15 protein-coding genes and 1 pseudogene are annotated in these 15,168 nt (G+C 58.3%); 5 read left to right on the top strand and 11 right to left on the bottom strand.

The annotated features are described in order from the left end of the window. The first annotated feature begins 87 nt into the window (after positions 1-87). The 3 genes and pseudogenes from L904_RS16270 to L904_RS27110 form a co-directional block, all read left to right on the top strand. Positions 88-1,092, top strand: a complete 1,005-nt coding sequence (locus L904_RS16270) for an alpha/beta fold hydrolase (RefSeq protein WP_020812783.1) — start codon at positions 88-90, stop codon at positions 1,090-1,092. Next, positions 1,076-1,492 carry a DoxX family protein gene (locus tag L904_RS16265; protein WP_020812782.1) on the top strand — a complete coding sequence of 139 codons (417 nt, stop codon included), beginning with the start codon at positions 1,076-1,078 and terminating at the stop codon, positions 1,490-1,492. The genes L904_RS16270 and L904_RS16265 overlap by 17 nt, the downstream gene beginning before the upstream one ends. Positions 1,493-1,529: 37 nt before the next feature. After that, a pseudogene (locus L904_RS27110) lies at positions 1,530-1,679 on the top strand (fasciclin domain-containing protein); the annotation flags it as partial. A gap of 86 nt (positions 1,680-1,765) precedes the next feature. Here L904_RS27110 and L904_RS16260 read toward each other — a convergent pair. Beyond that, complete coding sequence (locus tag L904_RS16260) at positions 1,766-2,554, bottom strand: DUF4394 domain-containing protein (RefSeq protein ID WP_020812781.1); 789 nt, start codon at positions 2,552-2,554, stop codon at positions 1,766-1,768. A gap of 203 nt (positions 2,555-2,757) precedes the next feature. Here L904_RS16260 and L904_RS16255 point away from each other — a divergent pair, with 203 nt between their 5' ends. Continuing rightward, complete coding sequence (locus L904_RS16255; RefSeq protein ID WP_031234431.1) at positions 2,758-3,303, top strand: sigma-70 family RNA polymerase sigma factor; 546 nt, start codon at positions 2,758-2,760, stop codon at positions 3,301-3,303. Beyond that, positions 3,300-4,004 carry an anti-sigma factor domain-containing protein gene (locus L904_RS16250; protein ID WP_020812779.1) on the top strand — a complete coding sequence of 235 codons (705 nt, stop codon included), beginning with the start codon at positions 3,300-3,302 and terminating at the stop codon, positions 4,002-4,004. The genes L904_RS16255 and L904_RS16250 overlap by 4 nt, the downstream gene beginning before the upstream one ends. Positions 4,005-4,113: 109 nt before the next feature. Here L904_RS16250 and L904_RS16245 read toward each other — a convergent pair whose 3' ends face one another. The 10 genes from L904_RS16245 to L904_RS16200 form a co-directional block, all read right to left on the bottom strand. Beyond that, a complete protein-coding gene (locus L904_RS16245; RefSeq protein ID WP_020812778.1) occupies positions 4,114-5,268 on the bottom strand; it encodes an iron-containing alcohol dehydrogenase in 1,155 nt (384 codons plus the stop codon). A 12-nt stretch (positions 5,269-5,280) separates the two neighbouring features. Next, complete coding sequence (locus L904_RS16240) at positions 5,281-7,032, bottom strand: nitrilase-related carbon-nitrogen hydrolase (protein WP_020812777.1); 1,752 nt, start codon at positions 7,030-7,032, stop codon at positions 5,281-5,283. 27 nt (positions 7,033-7,059) lie between these two features. Then, on the bottom strand, positions 7,060-7,755 hold the full coding sequence (urtE, locus tag L904_RS16235) for an urea ABC transporter ATP-binding subunit UrtE (RefSeq protein ID WP_020812776.1): 696 nt from the start codon (positions 7,753-7,755) through the stop codon (positions 7,060-7,062). Further along, positions 7,755-8,504, bottom strand: coding sequence for an urea ABC transporter ATP-binding protein UrtD (gene urtD / locus L904_RS16230; protein ID WP_020812775.1), 750 nt, complete (start codon positions 8,502-8,504; stop codon positions 7,755-7,757). Before urtD ends, urtE begins: the two co-directional genes overlap by 1 nt. Before the next feature lies 1 nt (position 8,505). Next, a complete protein-coding gene (gene urtC / locus L904_RS16225; protein ID WP_020812774.1) occupies positions 8,506-9,645 on the bottom strand; it encodes an urea ABC transporter permease subunit UrtC in 1,140 nt (379 codons plus the stop codon). A 1-nt stretch (position 9,646) separates the two neighbouring features. After that, positions 9,647-10,540 carry an urea ABC transporter permease subunit UrtB gene (gene urtB, locus L904_RS16220; RefSeq protein WP_020812773.1) on the bottom strand — a complete coding sequence of 298 codons (894 nt, stop codon included), beginning with the start codon at positions 10,538-10,540 and terminating at the stop codon, positions 9,647-9,649. Between the two features lie 151 nt (positions 10,541-10,691). Further along, entirely contained in the window at positions 10,692-11,942 is a 1,251-nt protein-coding gene (locus L904_RS16215; protein ID WP_020812772.1) for a transporter substrate-binding domain-containing protein, read from the bottom strand. A 248-nt stretch (positions 11,943-12,190) separates the two neighbouring features. After that, complete coding sequence (locus L904_RS16210; RefSeq protein WP_020812771.1) at positions 12,191-12,799, bottom strand: ANTAR domain-containing response regulator; 609 nt, start codon at positions 12,797-12,799, stop codon at positions 12,191-12,193. A 12-nt stretch (positions 12,800-12,811) separates the two neighbouring features. Then, the gene (locus L904_RS16205) at positions 12,812-13,963 is read right to left on the bottom strand and encodes a transporter substrate-binding domain-containing protein (protein ID WP_020812770.1); all 1,152 of its coding nucleotides are present in this window, start codon (positions 13,961-13,963) and stop codon (positions 12,812-12,814) included. A gap of 183 nt (positions 13,964-14,146) precedes the next feature. After that, positions 14,147-15,109, bottom strand: coding sequence for a LysR family transcriptional regulator (locus tag L904_RS16200; protein ID WP_004433115.1), 963 nt, complete (start codon positions 15,107-15,109; stop codon positions 14,147-14,149). Positions 15,110-15,168 lie beyond the last annotated feature (59 nt).

Genomic DNA, 15,168 nt, shown 5'->3' with positions numbered 1-15,168 from the left:
GCGGGAAACAACGCCTTCGTTTTGATGCCAACGGGCCTTCCGACAGGTCCTATCTTTGCCAGTGGCACCGCGGGGTAGCTCTAGGATATGCCGGATCGAACTCTTTGCCTGACCGCCGCGTTTCTGATGATCGGCTGCTTCGCGTTGATTGCTTCTAAAGCGGTTGCTGCGCCAAAGCGGGACGATCAAGTCCGTACCGATGTCGGTGGATTCAAGCTCAATAGCGTCCTGGTTGAGAATGGTCGGAAGCCAGACTTGCCACCAATCGTCTTTATTCATGGCGCCAGCGCCAGCCTTTACGATCCGATGTTCTCGTTTCGGAAAAAGCTCCAGGAACGGGCCAAGCTGTTGTTCGTCGATCGCCCGGGTCACGGCAATTCCGACGTCGGTGGTGAGCAGAACATTTTGCCCGACGGTCAAGCCGACTCCATTGCCGCCCTCATGCAGAAGCGAGGCATCAACCGCGCTATTATTGTCGGTCACTCCTTCGGGGGAGCAATTGCCGCGTCCTTCGCCGTTCGCCATCCGGATATGGTCTTAGGCCTCGTCTTCCTGTCTCCGGCGGTCTACCCATGGAATAGCGGGATCGCCTGGTACTACGAGGCCGCCAGAGCCCCGATCACAGGCACTCTATTCAGCGCTCTTATCGTGCCACCTATCGGGCTTATGACGATCGATAATGCCACGAAAGGCGTCTTTGCTCCGAACCCGGTTCCCGCCGACTACATCGACAAGACACGTGCCCTGCAAGCGTTGCGGCCGCTTGCATTTCGGCACAATGCGAGAGAGGTTGCGGCTTTGAGCGACTGGGCCAGGGCGGCTTCGGTGAATTACCACAAAATCAAAGTGCCTACAGTCATCATCACTGGTGATACTGATAGTATCGTCTCCCCTGAGGTCCACTCCCGTCATCTCGCCCGCGATATTCGCGGTGCTCGTCTGATCGTCGTGCACAATCTCGGGCACAAGTCGGATTTCGTCGCGAGTGATCTGGCAATCGCGGGGATCGAGACAGTTGCGGGCCGCAAGTCGAACCTCAACGCCGTAAAAAGGGATGTCGAGCAGAGGATAGCATGTGACGGCAAGGATTGATGTCTGGCAGCGGCGCTGCCAGTGGGGACTATCCGGCGTCTATGGTCTCGCGGGCATTCTGCATCTCGTCCTGCCCAAACCTTTCCTCGGTATCACGCCTGCCTGGGTTCCTGAGCCGGAGGCCGTTATTTTCCTGACCGGTCTGTGTGAAATTGCCGGTGCGGTCGGACTTCTGGTGCCACGGCTGCGGAAAGCCGCCGGCATTGGCCTGGCGCTCTATGCAATCTGCGTATTCCCGGCCAATATCAAGCATGCCATCGACAGCCTTGGTGCAGCGACTGTTTCGCCATGGCAATGGTCCTACCATCTCATCCGATTGCCTTTGCAGCCTTACCTGGTGTGGTTGGCGCTCTTCGCGGGAAACATCGTCGTCTGGCCATTCAGGCGTGGCCAAAAATAGCTTTGATATCGTCTGACGAAATTCGCAAAGTTTCATCGTCGGCGGATGCATCCTGAAGGCCACGGAAAGCACGGGCAGGATCACACTCACCAACGAGATGGGTGGTGTTGCGCACGTGACGATCGCCGACGTCAAACAATCCAACGGCGTCATCCATGTCATCGACAAGGTTCTTCGGCGCAAGATGTGGTCCGGGGCCATTCCATCATCAGAAAGGCCGGCGACACTTGAGGGCGCCGGCCTTTTCAGTTTCATCGTTGAACGTCTGCCGAATTACATGTTCGGCAGAACGGCGATGTCTCGCACTTCGTTGTCGAGCCCTGTGATCGGGCCGACTTCGGTTGCCGCGCCAGTTTCGAGGTTGACCGTGTAGAGCGTCTTGGATGCGGCGAGATAGGCCACGTTCCTGCCGTCCGCCATGCCCTGAATATCAAAGGCATATGCCGCAGGCTTGTCTTTGAGGCCAAGCTTGCCGATTGCTTTCAGCGTGCCGTCATTCGGCTTGGTCTGCTGGATCAGCGCGCCGATCGTGGCATCGATATTATACATGGCGGTCTTTTCAGGCTTGCCGACGGAGTTGGTATAGGCAGCAGCAACGATGCTCGGGGTCTCGCCCTTGTGCATGTCGCCCTCCTCGAACGCAAGCACACCGTCAACCGTTACAGCGCCAGTATCCGGGTGGACGCGATGGTTGGTCGTTCCGGTCATGAAGCGCAGGCGATCAGCCATAGGGTTGAAATCGACCACGACAGGGGCTTGCGTCATGGTCAGCATCTTGTCCATCTTGGCGACGTCGGTGGCGGCGCCGGTTTCGAGATTGATCGAGACGATGCGATGATCCGGGGTGACGCCGATCACCGTCTTGTTGCCGGGGCGGAAGTCGATGCCGACAAGTTTGTCGACGCCAGTCACGTCCATCTTTTTCGTCACCGCCGGTTTCTCCGTATCGAAGATGATGAGCGTCCTGTCGCCGCTCAGGCCGAGGACGGGGGCCGCGAATGCGGTTGATGCCACTGTGATGGAAGCAGCGGAGGCAATCAGTGTGAAACGAATGATCTTCATGTCTTTCTCCCGTGTTGAACCGTTCGGAAGTCGTGTAGCGCTCGGCTCTCGACGCTTCCTGAACTGAAGACACGCCAGCCATGCCGTTTGGATGCAGCCTGCGAAAAAATAATTTCGACTTGCATCCATTCGTCGATCCAGCGGGTATAGCTTTCAAAGCCGACAGTCTTCTTCGTCGGTGTTGGGAGAAGGTATTGATGCTGATGGGCTCTACGCCGGACGATCTCGATACGGCACTCGCTGCCTGCGCCTGGGGTGATCGCAATGCGCTTCGCTTGATCTTTGATCGCGAGGCGGGACGCCTGATAGCGGTCGCCGAGCGCATTGTCCGGCGTCGCGAGCTTGCCGAAGAGGTGGTGCAGGACGCCTTCATCCGGATATGGACCCATGCGCATCAGTACAGGGCCGATCGCGGCTCCGCCCGAGGCTGGATCTATGCCATCGTCCGCAACCGGGCACTTAATCTCCTGCGGGACGGAAAACGCGAGCATACAGTCGAGGAGGTGGAGGCCCTGCGCGAAAGCGAGCAGGCGGATGAGGTCATGGCGGCGTGGCACAGGCTGGACCGCAATTCCCGGCTCTACGATTGCCTCGGCGGTCTCGATGAGCGCAAGCGGAGCGGCATTCTTATGGCCTATATCGGCGGCTACTCGCATGGCGAGATCGCCGGGAGGCTGCGCATTCCGCTCGGTACGACCAAATCCTGGATCAGGCGTGGCCTTGCAGCTCTCCGGGAGTGCATGGCATGATCTACGATCGCAAGGATATCCCTGCTATTGCCGATGAATATGTCCTGGGCCTGATAGAGGCCACGGATGCTGCGGAGCTTGAGGTTGTCATGGAAAGCGATGCTGAACTGCGTGCCGCAATTGCTGCCAGCCGCGAGCGCTTTCTGCCACTCGACATGAGCGTGGCACCTGCTACCGTCACCGAGCAGCTTTGGCAGCGCATCGAAGCGGCCTTGCCGCTCCAGGATCATACCGGCGTTATGCCTCTGATCTCAAATGCCAATGATAACCGCAGGAACGGTTGGCGAATGGCCGCGATCTCGGCCGTCGCCGCCGCCTTTTTGCTCGCGATCGGTCTCGCTTACAGCCTGACCCGGACGGTGGAGCCGCTAGTCGTTGCGGTTCTAATCAATGATGCTGGGGAGGTGCAGGCCGTCGTCGAGGATTTCGGCAACGCGCAGGCGACGATCCGTATACTGGCCGATTTCAACATCCCCGGGGACAAGACGATCCAGGTTTGGACCCTGCCGTCCAAAGACACAGGGCCCGTATCGCTTGGCCTGATCGACGGTGCGCGCTCGGCGCATCTGGCTGTTCCGGAATTGCCAACACCAAGGGGGGACCAGCTCTACGAGATCACCCTGGAAGACGCTGGCGGATCTCCAACCGGGCGTCCGACTGGACCGATCCTCGCTAAGGGCCTCGCGAAGTTGCTGCGATAACAATCGCGCCAGATATCTCCGTTTAGTGCCTGTATGGTAGCTTAATATTTTGATGATGTGAGTTATAGAAAGGATGGCTATAACTCATGTGACGTGTGTACTGGCATGCTTACCAGGCAACCTCGTAGATACTGGCGGCATCCGATAGCGACATGGTACGCGGGTTGTTGACCAGCAGGCGGGTTTGCTCCATCGCACTTTCCGCGAGCAGAGGAATTCCCTCCTTTGGAATTCCGACATGCCTCAGCCTCACGGGAAGATTAAGGCGCACTGGCAGCATCGTTAGTCCGTCGATGAAACCGGAAAGCCGTCCGTTCTGATCGGCAGGCTCAAGGTGAGGAAAGAGACACGGTGCCAGTTCCGCGTAGGCATCACCACACACCGTCGCGTTGAAGCGCAAGACGTGCGGCAGTACCAGACTGTTGGAAAGACCGTGGGGAACGCCGTAGCGGCCTCCGATCGGATAGGCGAGAGCATGAACGGCGGCGACAGGCGAATTAGCAAAGGCCTGCCCCGCCAACATTGCACCCAGCAGCATCGACTGTCTGGCGGCAAGGTCGGTTCCATCCTCGACGGCGATCGCGATATTCGCTCCGAGAAGCCGCAGGGCTTCTTTGGCAAGGGCACGGGAAACGGGATTGTTGTTTGCACTGGCGGACGTGAAAGCCTCGATGGCGTGGACCATTGCGTCAATTCCTGTCGCCGCGGTCACGGCGGGAGGAAGTCCGATGGTCAGGTTCGCGTCGAGAAGCGCCACGTCTGGCAGAAGTACGGGTGATACTACGCCCTTTTTCTGGTGTTCGCCCGTGGTGATGATCGAAATCGGCGTGACTTCCGATCCGGTACCGGCCGTTGTCGGCACGAGCACCAGCGGCAGACGCTCCCCCGTCACCTTGCCAACGCCGTAGATAGTGTCGAGCTCTTCGCCGCTTTTGGCAATAAGCGCCACAAGCTTTGCGACATCGAGCGACGAGCCGCCGCCGATGCCCAGCACACCGGTTGCGCCAAACGTCACCGCCTGTGCCGCAGCCGTATGGATAATGGCTTCCGGTGGATCAGCGACAACGCCGGTGAATATTGATGTTTCGGCGCCGGCTTCTGTAAGACTGGCAAGCGCCGGCTGAACGAGCCCCGCCTTGACGACCCCATCGTCCGAAATCACCAGAACGCGCGGACCGAGCATGCTCCTCAGCTCCGAAAGCTTTGCGATACAGCCCGGTCCCGCAATGATCTGCGGGACGGTTGCGAATGTGAATGCGGACATCCTGCCGACCTTTTACTGATGCCATTTGACGAGAGGCTGATAATGATGCGGCTGACGCATGACAACAAGGTCTTTTCGCCGGACGATGTTCGTTGGATAGGGCGTATCGAGATTGGTGGTGTTGACGGTCGCACCGGCAATCCCTTCCTCGTCCAGTATCACCGATTCCTGACGCGGAAAGGCAAAGGAGTCCGGCCCGAACACGGCACTCTTGCCCAGATATCCCCGTGGCTCATCAAGTACATTGGCGAAGGCGAAATAGACGTTGTTCTCGCCGCCGCGAACCCGCAGAGCGTGCCAATGAAAGGGGTCTGCTCCCTTCGGGATGGGATAGTTGTGCGGGATTTTTGTTCCCGCATGGCTGCCGGTGAAGGTACCGGCAATTGCTGAAGGGCAGGCCACCAGATCGCACCCCATAAGCGAGAGCGAACGAATGGCTTCCGGATATAGCGCGTCGTGGCCAATCGCCAGGCCCACTCGGCCGATGGCAAGATCGTATATTTTCCATTCGTCGCCGGCCGTCGCCCAGCTATCGGCCATGCCGAGATGCGTCTTGCGATAGCTGCCCACCAGCCCCTCGGGACCGGCGAGCACTGCTGTGTTATAGACTTTGTCTCCGTCCGCCTCGGCAAATCCGGCGACGAGATAGAAGCCGAGCTTCATTGCCAGGCGTACGAAGGCGGAGACCGTTGGGCCTGAAAGCGGTTCCGCCCGGGTGTGGGGAGCCTCAAGCCCGGTCAGCGACAGTTCCGGGAAAACCAGAATGTCCGGCGCTGTCGTCGCCTTTGCTTCTGTGGCCAGCGCGGTGATGCGGGCGATGTTGTCTGCGATCACGGAGGAGGGGGCGAACTGGGCAACGGCCGCGCGCGATTTGCGCCCGCGCGGGATGGGCTGATAGCCATAGAGGCGGAAGTAGTCACCCGGATTCCAGGTGAAGCTGTTGGTCATCATGTTCATGTAAAGCTCGGGCCGGCGCGATTTGAAGACCGGTTCGCTCAAGACTTCGCGACGGCGTGCGCGGGCAAGATCGACCTTGCCATAGGCAATCCCGTCGCCTGTATCGATGGATGCGGCAACCGTTCCGTCGGGCTCGATCAGGCAGCTTCCCCCGGAAAACTGCACGGTTCTCTCCAGCCCCCACCGGTTGCTTTCGATGAGATAGCATGCGTTTTCAAAGGCACGGTTGATCCAGTAGGGCGCCGGCGCGCGTTCCTGCAGCCAGTTGGAGATGTGGCAGATGATGTCCGCACCCGCCAGCGCCTCCAGCCGTGCCGTCTCGAAAAAGTGCAGATCCATGCAGACCAGCATCGAAATCCGGCCGATCTCCGTTTCGAAGACCTCATGGACGATATCGCCATTGGCGGCCCATTTGGGCTCGGCGATATAAGGATGCGACTTGCGATGCCGACCGATAACGCCATCGGGACCGATCAGAACGGCGGTGTTGTAATAGAGATCGCTCGCCGGTTCGACTTCCGGCATGCCGATGACGATATAGCAGCGGTGTCTGCTGGCAATGGCCTGAAAAACATCGGTTGTCGGTCCGGGAATGGCTTCCACGAAAGGCTTTACTTCGGCCCTGTCAAACCAGCAATAACCTGTCGTGCCCATTTCCGGCGTGACGATCAGGCGTGCACCTGCTTCTGCCGCTTCTTCGCAAAGGGCGGCCAGCCGCGCGATATTGCGCGCCTTTTCGAACATGGTCGGCTCGAACTGGATGGCGGCAGCGGTGTAGCTCTGTGTCGATGTCATGATGGTCCCCATTTTCTTTACCAAGGATTTCAGTCCGTTTCAGACAGCCATATGCCGATGAACAAGTGCATCGGAGAGCGTGTCGATGGCGCCCGCCGCGACCACGGTTCCCTTCTCCAGCATGGCGAACTGGTGAGATGCGTGCCGCGCAAATGCGACGTTTTGCTCAACGAGAATGATCGTCATGCCGATCTCGCGATTGAGCCGTATAATGATCTTTTCGATCTCCTCGACGATGGAGGGCTGAATGCCTTCGTTTGGCTCATCGAGAAGCAGCACTTTCGGATCTGCGGCCAGCGCACGTGCGATGGCGAGCTGCTGTTGCTGGCCGCCTGAAAGCACGCCACCCGGTCGATCGAGATTGGCCATCAGATACGGAAAAAGTTCGGGCACCAGCGCTGGAATTTCGCGTTTGCGATCGGCACGCGCAAAAGCGCCCATCAGGATGTTTTCGCGGATGGTAAAATCGGGAATGATCTCCCTGCCCTGGGGGACATAGGCGATCCCCGCCCGTGCTCTCATATGCGTCGGGGCGGCGGCGATATCTTTTCCCTGCAGATGCATTTCACCCGTCACCCGGTCGGTCAGCGCCATCAGGGTTTTCAAAAGGGTCGTCTTGCCGGTGCCGTTGCGGCCGAGGATGCTCGTCACCTTGCCGGCCGGTACATCGAGGGTGATGCCGTGCAAGATGTGGCTGCGGCCGTAATAGCTGTGCACGTCTTTCAATGTCAGCATCAGGATATTCCTTTCGAGCCGAGATAGGCTTCACGGACTTTCGGATTGCGCTCTATATCCCCGACGCTTCCTTCGGCCAGAACCTCTCCCAGATGAAGGACGGTGATGCGCTCGGCGATTTCACGAACGAACCCCATATCGTGTTCGACGACGAGGATCGTATGTCGGCCCTTGAGATTGTTGATGATCTGCGCCGTCTTGCGGGTTTCGGCCTGGGTCATTCCCGCTGTTGGTTCATCCAGCAAAACCACCTTCGGGTCCTGCACGATGAGCATGCCCAGTTCCAGCCATTGCGTCTGGCCATGACTGAGATAGGCGGCCGTCGTCTGCTGTTCCGTTTCAAGCGCTGTGAGAGCAAGAACGTCATCGACGCGCCTCGCTTCCGCCCGCGAAAATCCGAAACGGAGATTTGCAAGCACCGATGGATTGCGGCAATTGGCCACCTCCAGATTTTGCCGCACGGTGAGATCGCGAAAAATGCTCGGAATCTGGAATTTTCTGCCGATTCCGGCGCGTGCGATCTTATGTTCGGGCCAATTTGTGATGTCGGTGTCGTAGACGAAGACCTTGCCCTGCGTACTGCGCGTCTTGCCGCTGACCAGATCCATCAGGGTCGTCTTGCCGGCGCCGTTCGCGCCAAGCAACACACGCAACTCACCATCGCAGACGGTGATGCTGACATTGTTTACAGCTCTGAACCCGCCGAAATCGACACCGAGACCGTCGAGGGTCAATGCGATTGCACTCATATCACGATGCCTCGCTCTGTTGTTGCAATGATGAAGATGCCGCACCCGGTTTGAGCCTGCGGATAAGCTGTCGCAGCACATCATGCGCGACGCCGCCGAGACCACGCGGCATGAACAGGACGACCAGCACAAAGATGAGACCGATGATCGCTTTCCATGCTTCGACAAGCGCTTCGGTCTCGCTGACCTGAGCTTCGATCATGTTGATCAGGATCGCGCCGATGCAGGCGCCGAGCAGGGAGGAACGGCCGCCGACGGCCGCCCAGACGACCATCGTCACCGAGAAGGATAGATCCATGAAGGTCGGAGAGGCGAACTCCGCAACGACCACATAGAGCATACCGGCAACGCCGGCGATCCCGGCTGAAATGGCAAAGAAGAACACCTGGTAGAGCGAGACGTCGAAACCGAGATATCGGGCGCGAACATGATCGTCACGGATCGCCTGCAGGATCATGCCCGCGCGGGTTTCCACGACAAGACGGGCGGCGATGAGTGACAGCGACAGGCATATGGCGCACAGATAATAGGTCGCCCTGCTGTAGGGATCGAACTCTATGCCGCCGATCGTCAGCCAGCCAAGATCTGTCAGGCCGTTAAAACCGTTTGTTACCGGTTGAGCATCGACCACGACGAGACGTACGAGCAGAACAAGCGCCAGAGTGATGATCGAGACGAATACGCCCGAAATACGCTTGCGGAAAACCAGCATACCGAGCGCGCCGGCGATCACCACGGGAAGCACGAGGCCGAGTATGAGACCGACAGACTGGCTTTGAAACGGAAGCCAGAGGAAAGAGCCTTTGTTGATACAGCACAGTTCCGTGGGTGCACCGGGTTCGGCGTTCCAGAGCATGAAATCAGGAACGGGCTTGTCGGAGCCCTGTTGCAGACTGGTCAGGCTCGACAGTTTAAGAGACATGGCGAGCATGTAGGCGCCGAGACCGAAAAACAGTCCCTGGCCAAGGTTGAGAATGCCGGCATATCCCCATGTCAGCGCGATGGCGACGCCCAGCATGCCGTAGACAAGATATTTTGAAATACGGTTCAGCCAGAATTCGTCACCGAAAACGGGCGCCGCAAAAAGTAATGCTATGAAAATGACGTAAGCGGCGATCTGGAATTTTCGTTCGATACTCATGTCAACGCCCCTTGAACGAGAACAGCCCGCTGGGCTTGACGAGAATGACGAGGATGACGACGCCGAATACAACGGCGCGCGCCAGAATGTCGTTCGTGCCGATGGCCACCAGCGCATTGACCTCCCCCAATAACCCCGAAGACAGGATGGTGCCGAACAGGCTGCCGACGCCGCCCGTGACCACGACCATGAAGCCGTCAACGACCATCGTCGTGCCCATGTCCGGGAAAACGGTCTTAAAGCCGGACATCATGACGCCGGCGACGCCCGCAAGACCGGACCCAAAGGCGAAAGTCATGGCGTTGACGCGTTTCACGTCGATACCGCAGGCTGCGGCCATTTTCGGATTGCGGATGATCGCGCGAACCTGCATGCCTGCCGTCGTCCGATAGAGAATGAACCACGTCACCAGCGTCAGCGCGGCGGTAACCGCGATGATGAAAGCGCGGTAAGCATTGATCTCCGCGCCCGCCAGGCTGAAGGTACCCTGCAGATACGAAGGCACGCCGACGTTTTGCAGACCGGCTCCAAGGCCTTCGATATGAATGCCGAAAAAGGACAGGCCGAGTTCGAGCCTCACGGCCTGCTGCAGAAGGATGGCGATGCCCCAGGTGGCGAGAAGCGTATCCAGCAAACGGCCATAAAGTCGACGCAGGACCAGCCGTTCGATTATCAGGCCGAGCAACGCGGTCACGATGAACGCCAGCGGTATCGCGAGCAGCAGGCTTGTCTTGAGCCATATGCCGGAGAGGACGGCGACATAGGCGCCGATCATGACCATTTCGCCATGGGCCATGTTGATGACGCCCATGGCGCCGTAGGTTATGGCGAGACCGAGCGCCACCAGAAGAAGGATAGAGCCGAGACTGAGGCCGATAAAAAGAATGTCGAGCATGAAGCCACCGTTCGTGAGAAGGGCGGGTCGGGTTTTCCTGCTTCGCGCCAATCCGAAAGCGGATCGGCGCCGCGCAGAAGAAAAGCGCAGATCCGCCTTGCCGAGACATGGTCCCGCCAGGCATGGCTGGCGGGACAACGCGGAGGATGGGTCAGCCCTTGAGTTTTGCTGCGTCGAGACCCTTGACGGTGCAGAACAGGTTGCTCTCCGTTTCGCCATAAGCCGAATAGGGAAGCGGCTTGATCGGTGCCGGATAGGCGTTGACCACCTTGCTCTGGCCGTCCGGCTGCCACTGTCCGATGCGTGGCGTCAGCCAGCAATGCAGGTTGTCGGGGTCGGTCGTCACCTTGCCGCCGGGCGCGTCATAGGTCTGGCCGCGAATGCCGGCCCGGATCGCGTCGGCTGACAGATCGCCGGACTTCTCAACTGCCTGCTTCCACAGAAACACCTGAAAATAGGCGGCCTCCAGCGAATGGTATGTCACGGCCTTGGGATCGTTGACGAAGGTTCTGAAACGGTCGATGAAGCTTTTGTTCGCCGGCGTTTCAATCGACATGAAATATGGGAAAGAGGTGTAGCTGCCTGCCGCGTATTCAGCCCCCATGGCCGCGATCTCGATTTCGGAAGTTACTGTCGCGCAGATTGGGATAACGTCCTGCGAGAGACCCTGGTTCTTGAATTCGCGGTAAAAGGCGATGATCGAATCGCCGACCACGTTGGAAAGAACCACGTCCGCGCCCGATTCCTTGATCTTGCTGACCATCACGGCCCATTCCGAGTGGCCGAGTTCCAGATATTCGTCCGCCACCCATTCCGCGCCGGCTGCCTCGATCAGTTTTTTGGAAACCTTGGCCATCTCGCGCGGATAGACGTAGTTCGAGCCGACGATGAAGAACTTCTTCTTGCCCAGTTTCTCGACGATCCAGGGAATGTAGTTGGAGAGCTGCTGGTTCGGAACGGCGCCGGAATAGACGACGTTGCGCGAGCACTCGAAGCCTTCATAATGCGTCTGATAGAACAGCATCGCGCCGCGCCGTTCGAAGATCGGCAGCACGGCCTTGCGGCTGGCGGATGTGTGGCAGCCGAATACGGTTGAAATCTTGTCCTTAAGGATCAGCTTCGAAGCTTTCTCGCTGAAGATCTTCGGATCGGAGGCTCCGTCTTCAACGACAACTTCGACCGGACGGCCGAGAACGCCGCCGGCCGCATTGATCTCTGCCACGGCCATCATGACACCGTTGGCCAGAAGTTTTTCGGCGACGGAAAGCCCACCCGTCTGGGAGTAGAGCGCACCGACCTTGATCGCGTCGGCTGCAAAGGCCCGGCCGCCCAGCGCCGGCAGGGCGAGTGCGGCGGAAGCGGTGGCTGCGGTTTTCAGAAATTCACGTCTGTTGAACACCATCTTGGTTCCCCTTTTTTGATTGGCGCACGCAGTGGCACTGCCTGGTTCAACAGCCAGGCTTTCATGCCGACAAAATGTTGGAAGGCTGACGACACTGTCAGCAGACAACAAAAAACCCGCTAGGCCTGTCACAGCCTGCGGGCACCTTTGCCATCACAGCATCACGGCCTCGCCGCGTGCAACAGCGGCACATGGCTTCGCAAAACGAAGGGATGTGCCGGAGGTGTTCCTTTGAAACACATGAAAAACTAATCATGTTTTTGGGGACGGCGCAAGAGCTGTTCGGCATTGATAATCGAATTGGCGATTTCATCGATCGGTACGCGCCGGGCCATCGCCTGCTCCCGCATTTCGCGGTACGCCTCGTTTTCGCTGGTACCGAGATTGGCCATCAAAATCGCCTTGGCGCGGGCGAGCTTCTGGTCTCCCAATACCTTGCGTTTATATTTGCGCGCTTCCTTCACGAGCTTTTGGCGCTCCAGCCACAGGCTGCGGGCGATGGCGAGATTGGTCAGCAGACCGAACGGCTTGATCGGCCTCTCGACAATGGCGAGCGCGCCGCTTTCCAGAACGATCTGCAACGTCGAGGGATTTTCGTAACCGACGATGGCAAGCATGGTCGGAGCGGGGTTTGGAAAACACTTCAGCAGACGTTCGATTTCCGGTCGCGCCTCGTCTTCCATGGCAAGAAAGACGACGTCTGTGCCATGCGGCAATTCGGCAGGCACCGGCCAGAGGCAACTGACCGTGCAGCCGATACGGCGCAGGTGATCGACGAGGAACTCTCCCTCCGATGTCCGGGGATGAATGACCAGGACCTTGAGATCCCGCAAATCTCTGAGAAGGGCGAATGACATCGTCGCTCCTTCTCAGACCCGGACGCGATGCGGAAAAGTTTGCGTCAGATCCGGTCGATATTCGCGCATGAACGGATCGGGCGCCACCCGCAGTGACGGATCATAGACAATATCGTAGCCGCCCTGCGCATTCACCTTTGCCACTCTTGGCCACAGATGCGTGTGGTTTGTCAGCCGGTCTATCTTCACCGCGCCCTGTGGAGCATCGTATTCGACCTCATAGAGTGCCGGCAGAAGCTGCTCAAGCCCGTCGCCGCCGGCAAGCTTTAAAGCCGCCGCATAGAGATATACCTGAAAATAAGCCGCTTCGGCTGGCGCAGTGGGCAGCATCTGCTGGCCGTACCGTTGTTGATAGGCCGAAACGAAGGCGCGGGCGCGGGGGGTGTCGAGAGAAGCGAAAAAGGGGGCCGCGGTTATGTGCCCTTCCGCCACCTCCGGGCGCATGCGTATCACGTCGGCCTCGCTTGTCGATTGACTGGCGATCGGCATCTTCTGTGCGTTGAAGCCCGCTTCCTTGAACGCCGTGTAGAAAGGAATGATACCGTTGCCAACGATCGTTGAATAAATAACATCCGGCTGCGCTGCGCGAATGTGTCGGATGATCTTGGCGACGTCCTCGTCTTTGAGGTTCAGCGGAACATATATCTCGTCCAGGACCTGTCCCCCCACCTGAAGAAAAAGGTCGCTGATCGTCCGGTTCGATTCATAAGGATAGACGTAATTCGACCCCACAAGAAAAACCCGCTTTCCATAGTGCTTGGTGAGGAAATCGACCAATTGGACGGAGTTCTGATTGGGAGCTGCACCTGTGTAGATGCAATGCCTGGAGTATTCGAACCCCTCGTACAAAGTCGGGTAAAACAGCAAAGCATCACGGGCCTCAATGACGGGAAGAGCGGCTTTGCGGGTGCTCGACATGTGGCAGCCGAAAACGACACGGACCCGATCTTCGTCGCAAAGTTTGACCGCGAGCTCCTTATAGAGACTGGGAGTTGATTGCGGATCGTAGGCCACCGGCTCTATCTCTCGGCCGAGCACGCCACCGGCTGCGTTAATTTCATCGATCGCCAGCAAGGTAGCAGCTCTCTGGGTTGTTTCCACGGCTCCGGTCACGCCCGTTTCGGAGAACAGCACACCGACCCGCCAGCTTTCTGAATGCATCATCGCCCACCAAAAAATAAAAAAAGCCCCCGCCCGTTTCCGGTCGAGAGCTACCCTGCTCATGGAATATCAGCGGCTCATTTTGAGCCTGCCAGCCAATGATGTCAGTTTCTTTATCTGGTGACAATAGCGGAACGAAGGGCCGTTATGGCTATTTCGGTTCGAGCGTGTTCAAAATTTTAGTTTTTAGTTGATGGTATCGCTTCCCACGCAGCCGATGTTCAGGGATGGATAAAGCGCGCTCACCGCATCGACATCCGCCTTCAATTCACGGATCATCCATTCCTTGACCTGCGTGACGATTGGTCGGGCGGGTTTGGTTCGCAGCCGGATAAGATGGCAGCGCCGGCCGGTGACCATCAAGTGTTCGCTTGCTGGAACCAGTGTCCGCGTCCGTAGCCAATGGGCGACGACGTTGAGCCAGCCAAGCGCCACGCCCTGGCCCAGGAGAGCAGCCTGCACGACGATGGCGTAGTCGGAGAAGATCATCGAATTCTGCGGGTCGCTACCGCTGGCCGGTGTGAACAGCGTCGACCAGTTGGGCTGCGCATCGCTTAAATTGATGGTCGTATCTGGCACGCGATCAATATCGTTGCCGGAAATGGCATGGCTTTCCCTGTAACCCGGACTGCAGATCGGCAGCAGGATTTCGGGCATGACGAAAGCTGCCTCGTGATGCCTGTCCGGTCCATCGACGAAGCGCATCCCAAGATCGACGTCGTTGACCGGCCCCGACAGGGCGCCCATCATGAGCTGAAACCGAAGATCGACATTGGGAAATTCCCTTTTGAATTCTGCCATTCTCGGCATCATCCAGTGCGTGGTGAAGCCGGTCGAGACGGAAAGGGACACGGTTTCGATACCGGTTCGACGATCCTCGATTTCCCGCAGGGCGCTTTCTATTCCGGCGAAGCCTCTGGCGATCGCATCGAACAGCAGCTGGCCGGGTTCCGTCAGCATCACGCCACCGGGCTGCCGAAGAAACAATGTCGTATCAAGATGTTCCTCCAGCCGGGACATCATGCGGCTCACAGCCGCCGGCGTCACGTTCAATTCGTCTGCTGCCCTCGAAAAGCTGCCGCAGCGTGCAGCCGCCTCGAAAGTAAAGAGGCCATTCATGGAGGGCAGGGAACGGCGAAGGAATGTCATTACATTTTGTAACATCGCATAGATTTTTTTTCAATTGCTTATCCGCCTTTTGTTTGGTC

This window comes from Agrobacterium sp. LY4, assembly GCF_001526585.1.
In the GTDB taxonomy this organism is placed as follows: Bacteria; Pseudomonadota; Alphaproteobacteria; order Rhizobiales; family Rhizobiaceae; genus Agrobacterium; species Agrobacterium leguminum.
The sequence above is the reverse complement of the archived record's forward strand: the minus strand, read 5'-3'. Positions and strand labels throughout refer to the sequence as shown.

Excerpts from the sequence above, each read along its gene's own strand:
- urtE (WP_020812776.1), bottom strand. The coding sequence starts at position 7,755 with ATGCTGACATTGAAAGACGTGCACAGCTATTACGGCCGCAGCCACATC.
- urtB (WP_020812773.1), bottom strand. The coding sequence starts at position 10,540 with ATGCTCGACATTCTTTTTATCGGCCTCAGTCTCGGCTCTATCCTTCTT.
- urtD (WP_020812775.1), bottom strand. The coding sequence starts at position 8,504 with ATGAGTGCAATCGCATTGACCCTCGACGGTCTCGGTGTCGATTTCGGC.
- L904_RS16205 (WP_020812770.1), bottom strand. The coding sequence starts at position 13,963 with ATGATGCATTCAGAAAGCTGGCGGGTCGGTGTGCTGTTCTCCGAAACG.
- L904_RS16260 (WP_020812781.1), bottom strand. The coding sequence starts at position 2,554 with ATGAAGATCATTCGTTTCACACTGATTGCCTCCGCTGCTTCCATCACA.
- L904_RS16255 (WP_031234431.1), top strand. The coding sequence starts at position 2,758 with ATGGGCTCTACGCCGGACGATCTCGATACGGCACTCGCTGCCTGCGCC.
- L904_RS16215 (WP_020812772.1), bottom strand. The coding sequence starts at position 11,942 with ATGGTGTTCAACAGACGTGAATTTCTGAAAACCGCAGCCACCGCTTCC.
- L904_RS16240 (WP_020812777.1), bottom strand. The coding sequence starts at position 7,032 with ATGGGGACCATCATGACATCGACACAGAGCTACACCGCTGCCGCCATC.
- L904_RS16250 (WP_020812779.1), top strand. The coding sequence starts at position 3,300 with ATGATCTACGATCGCAAGGATATCCCTGCTATTGCCGATGAATATGTC.
- L904_RS16245 (WP_020812778.1), bottom strand. The coding sequence starts at position 5,268 with ATGTCCGCATTCACATTCGCAACCGTCCCGCAGATCATTGCGGGACCG.
- L904_RS16270 (WP_020812783.1), top strand. The coding sequence starts at position 88 with ATGCCGGATCGAACTCTTTGCCTGACCGCCGCGTTTCTGATGATCGGC.
- L904_RS16200 (WP_004433115.1), bottom strand. The coding sequence starts at position 15,109 with ATGACATTCCTTCGCCGTTCCCTGCCCTCCATGAATGGCCTCTTTACT.
- L904_RS16210 (WP_020812771.1), bottom strand. The coding sequence starts at position 12,799 with ATGTCATTCGCCCTTCTCAGAGATTTGCGGGATCTCAAGGTCCTGGTC.
- urtC (WP_020812774.1), bottom strand. The coding sequence starts at position 9,645 with ATGAGTATCGAACGAAAATTCCAGATCGCCGCTTACGTCATTTTCATA.